The 4,139-nt window shown below is 69.6% G+C and carries 4 protein-coding genes; 1 reads left to right on the top strand and 3 read right to left on the bottom strand.

The window, feature by feature from the left end; all coding sequences use genetic code 11:
* On the top strand, positions 1 to 293 hold a 293-nt coding region (locus EB084_20995; GenBank protein ID NDD30745.1), incomplete at its 5' end, for a hypothetical protein.
* A gap of 37 nt (positions 294 to 330) precedes the next feature.
* Here EB084_20995 and EB084_21000 read toward each other — a convergent pair.
* The 3 genes from EB084_21000 to EB084_21010 all read right to left on the bottom strand — a co-directional run.
* Positions 331 to 2,163 (bottom strand): RecQ family ATP-dependent DNA helicase, encoded by a 1,833-nt coding sequence (locus tag EB084_21000; GenBank protein NDD30746.1) that lies wholly within the window; start codon positions 2,161 to 2,163, stop codon positions 331 to 333.
* An 88-nt stretch (positions 2,164 to 2,251) separates the two neighbouring features.
* Positions 2,252 to 3,244 (bottom strand): hypothetical protein, encoded by a 993-nt coding sequence (locus tag EB084_21005; protein NDD30747.1) that lies wholly within the window; start codon positions 3,242 to 3,244, stop codon positions 2,252 to 2,254.
* Positions 3,245 to 3,289: 45 nt separating this feature from the next.
* Positions 3,290 to 4,139, bottom strand: an 850-nt coding sequence (locus tag EB084_21010; protein ID NDD30748.1) for a hypothetical protein, incomplete at its 5' end; no start/stop codon positions are given.

The following is a 4,139-nucleotide window of genomic DNA, read 5'->3' on the forward strand; positions in this document are numbered from 1 at the left end:
TGGGCGGCGGCTTCGCGGGCGCCGGAAGTCAGGGGCGAGGTGGTGCGGGCGCGTTCGGCGGTCCCATGGGGGCGTCGAAGGGTGCGGGCCAGCCTCGCGGCGCGGGCGAGCTCGGCGCGCGCAGAAATCCCCTCGGCCATGGCGCGAGCAAGACGTCAGCCGGGCTCGCGCGGCTCATGTCCCCAGGAGGGGAGGGCGGTGCGGGAGGTGGCGCGGGGGCGAGCGGCAGCGGCAATCAGGCGGCCGCCACGCAGGAAGGGCGCAAGGTGCACCTCAAGCTCAACGCGCTCTGACGCGTGCGACGCAGCGAGCCTTACGGCGCTCCGCCGTTCACGCTCTCACGCCATCGTACGCGTGCGATGCGATGACCGCGATGAACATGTCGGCCAGGGTGCGCGTCTTGGTGTCGCCCACCCCCTTCACGGCGCGGAACGCCGTGGGGGTGAGGGGGCGCGCGCGGGCCAGATCGCGCAGGGTGGCGTCGGAGAAGATGACGTAGGGCGGCACCCCGCGCTGGGCCGCGAGATCGCGTCGCAGCGCGCGCAGCGACTGGAACAGTGACTCGCTCGGCGTGTCGTCGACCGCGGGCTGCGCCGGGCGGGTCTTCACCGCGCGCGACAAGGCCACGGTGCCCTCGCCGCGCATGAGCGCCGTGCCGCTCGCGGTGAGGCCGAGGGTTCGCCACTCGCCCAGGCGCATGAGGTGACCCGTGCCCACGAGCTGATCGATCCAGTCGGCGATGTCGTCGACGGCGTACTCGGCCAGCAGGCCGAAGGTGGAGAGGCGGTCGTGGCCCATCTGGGCCACGCGTCCGGCCTTGCTGCCCTTGAGCACCTCGGCCACGTGCCGCGCGCCGTAGCCGCACCCCTCCGGGGCGCCACCACGGGCACCGCTGCGCTGCTGCTGGATGCGCGCCACGCACGCCAGGATCTTTCGCGCCACGGTGACCGCGTCGCCCAGCACCTCGTTCTCGCCCAGGCAGACGTCGCAGGCATTGCAGCCATCGTGGGGGTACGCATCGCCGAAGTAGGTGACGAAGTAGCGGTGGCGACACGTGAGCGAGCGGCACACGTCGTACATCTCGGCCAGCTTGCGGTGGGCCATGCGCTCGGCGTCGCTCTGTGGCTCGCCGAGAATGGTGCGCCACACCATGGGGTCTTGTCCGCTGTAGAGCAGCACGCACTCGGCCGGCTCGCCATCGCGGCCGGCTCGCCCCGCCTCTTGCAGGTAGTGCTCCACCGACTTGGGCATGCCGGCGTGCAGCACGTAGCGCACGTTCGATCGATCGATGCCCATGCCGAAGGCCACGGTGGCCACCACCACATCGGCGGTCTCGTTGCTGAAGGCCTGCTGGCTCTTGCGCCGTTCGTCGGCGGTCATGCCCGCGTGGTAGGGCACCGCCTTGTGACCCAGGCTCACGAGCTTCGCGCACAGCTCGTCGACCTCGGCCTTGCGGATGCAGTAGATGATGCCGCCCTCGCCCGTGTGACGCGCGAGCACCTCACCGATCTGGTCAATGAGGCGGGTGCGCCGCCGCACGCGATAGGTGAGGTTGGGGCGGTCGAATCCGCCCACGAGAATCGCCGGATCGTGCAGCCCCAGCGTCTGCACGATGTCGGCGCGCACGGCCTCGGTGGCGGTGGCGGTGCAGGCGTGTATGGGAATCTCCGGGAACCGTGCCCGCAGGCCGGCGAGGGCGCGATAGCCGGGGCGGAAGTCGTGCCCCCAGTGGCTGATGCAGTGCGCCTCGTCGATGGCGAAGAACGACACGCGGGCCTCGCGCAGCAGCTCGACCATGTCGTCGGCCATGAGCCGCTCGGGCGACAGGTACAGCAGGTCGAGCTTCCCCTCGCGCAGATCGCGGCGGGTGTCGACGTACTCGGCAAGCTCGCTGGCACTGTTCATGGTGGCGGCTGCAATGCCGTTGGCGCGCAGGCCCTCGACCTGATCGATCATGAGCGCGATGAGGGGCGACACCACCACCGCCACGCCGGGCCTGCACACGCCGGGAAGCTGGTAGGTGAGCGACTTCCCGCCGCCCGTGGGGAAGATGACGAGGCTGTCGCGACCGCGCATGACGGTCTCGACAGCCTCGCGCTGGCCGGGCAGGAAGTCGTCGTAGCCCCAGTGGCGCTTCAGGACATCGTACATCTTGACCTTCATTCAAGAACGGGGTGGGGCGTCCTGCCGCGGCTGCGCCACGCCTGCGCGGCGCAGCCGGCGGGGTGTCATGCGGGAGCGAGAAGACCGTCTACGCGAAGAGCGGATTGTCGTAGGGGAAGTCGGGGACCGCGCTCTGCGGGGGGAGTGCGTTGAGCCCCGCACGCTCGATCTGCTGCTGCTCGCGCCGTGCCCGTTCGAGCCGCTGCGCCGCGTAGGTGTTTCCGTTCTCGGCGAGCTTCTGGGTGGCCTGGTCGTACCACTTCTTGTCACCGTGGCTGGGAAGCTGCTTGAAGAAGTCGAGGTACGCCTTGCGGTCGCGTTCGAGTCGCTGCGGCTCGGGTCGCACCGTGCTGGGGGCTGCGCCGGAAGTGCGGGGGGTCGCGCCTTCCGCGGGCGTGGTGGAGCAGGGAGGCGCCTCGTCGGGCAGTCCGGACGGCGCGCTCGAGCCCTGGCGCGCATCGTTCCCCTGCATCTCGACCGGCTTTCCGCTCGGGTCGAGGTGCGTGAGCGACCGCTTGCCGTTGCTGTCTTCCTTGAGCACGTTGCGACTGCCGTCAGACAGGGTCTCGATGCAGACCCGCGTGCGCTTGTTGCCGTTGGTGTAGATGCTCTCTTTCATCGTGCCCTTGGGCCCGACCTCGAGCCGAGACTCCTCGCGCAGGCCGTTCGGATAGGCCTTCACGTAGGTCTTTGAGAGCGTGCCATCGGCATTCTTCTTGTACGTCTCGACGGTGTGGCTCTTGCCCGCGCCCTGCCAGGTATCGACGCGCTGGCCCTGCACATCTTCCTCGCGACGGACGGTCGCCGACGTCGGGGCGGCTTTGCCGATCTGATCGATCTCCTTCCCGATGCGCTCGAAGGTGTGCTGCGGCATCACGGCCGTGGTGTGTGTGTCGGTGCTGCCCATGGGTTGCTGACCTCCCTCGATGTTCGAGGCGCTCGCGGCGCCCTTGACTGCATCGTAGGGCAGGTCGGTGAACGTCTCTCGCGTTCTGCGTTGCAGGGTCGTGAACGATGTGTGAACGTTCTTGAGATGGTTGTTACGAGATTGCGCGTCGATGTTTCCGTGGGGGCACGTCACGCGCAGATCGCGTGCTCGGTCACGGCAGGCGAACTGGTCGACGGGTCAGGGGGGCGGGCGCAGACGTTCGAAGGCCAGGGGCATGGCGCGCATCTCCTCGATGGCGGCTCGCAGATGGTCGAGGGCGTCTTGCAGCGTGTCGGCGTCGCCGCTCTGGCAGGTACCCTCGAACCGTGCCACGGCATCGAGCACGAGGGAGAGCCCGTGCTCCATGATGCGCGCGGCGTCTGCGCACGCCTCTCGTTCTAGAGCTGGAGCGTCGTCGGGCGCCTGGGGCAGCTGATGGAGCGTGGCGAGGCCGTGCTCTGCCCGGAGGCGAAGCGCGCTCGCCTCTCGTCGCAGCTCGTCAAGGCACTGCTCGCCGGCCATCAGACGGTCTGCGATGGCGAGCAGCGACCACGCGTAGTCGGGCAGCTCTTGCGGTGGCGCGGGGGCGTGGTCGATGGATCCGCGCGTGGCCTGGGCGTGGTCGAAGAGAGCCTGGGCGGTGGCGCGCACACGGCTCGCGGCGTCGTCGAAGCCGTCGAGGGACTCGCTGTCGGCGCAGCCGAGCAGCGCCTCGACAGCCTGGTGATGCGCGCTGATGAGGGCGCTCGCCTCTTCCCCGCTCCCCTCGGCGGCTGCGCTCTCAAGCGCCGGCAGCAGCGCGCGCAGACGTGCGGCGAGGACATCGAAGGACAGGCGCTCCTCGCGCACGGCTCGGGCAACGCGCAGAACCCCATTGACCGCGGGGATGGGACTTTCGATGGGTCGCGTCAGCTCGGCCTCGCGCAGGCGCTCGAACAGGGTTGAGAGCGTTCGGAGATGGGCGATGAGGGGCGGCCCCTCGAGCGCCATGGCGTCGAGATCGTGGCGGTGGGCGGCTTCGATGAGCGGAGAGAGGCATTCGGCTACG

This window comes from Pseudomonadota bacterium, assembly GCA_010028905.1.
Lineage (GTDB): Bacteria > Vulcanimicrobiota > Xenobia > RGZZ01 > RGZZ01 > RGZZ01.

Bases quoted from the DNA above. Each gene is read 5' to 3' on its own strand.
- EB084_21000 (NDD30746.1), bottom strand. From the start codon at position 2,163: ATGAAGGTCAAGATGTACGATGTCCTGAAGCGCCACTGGGGCTACGAC.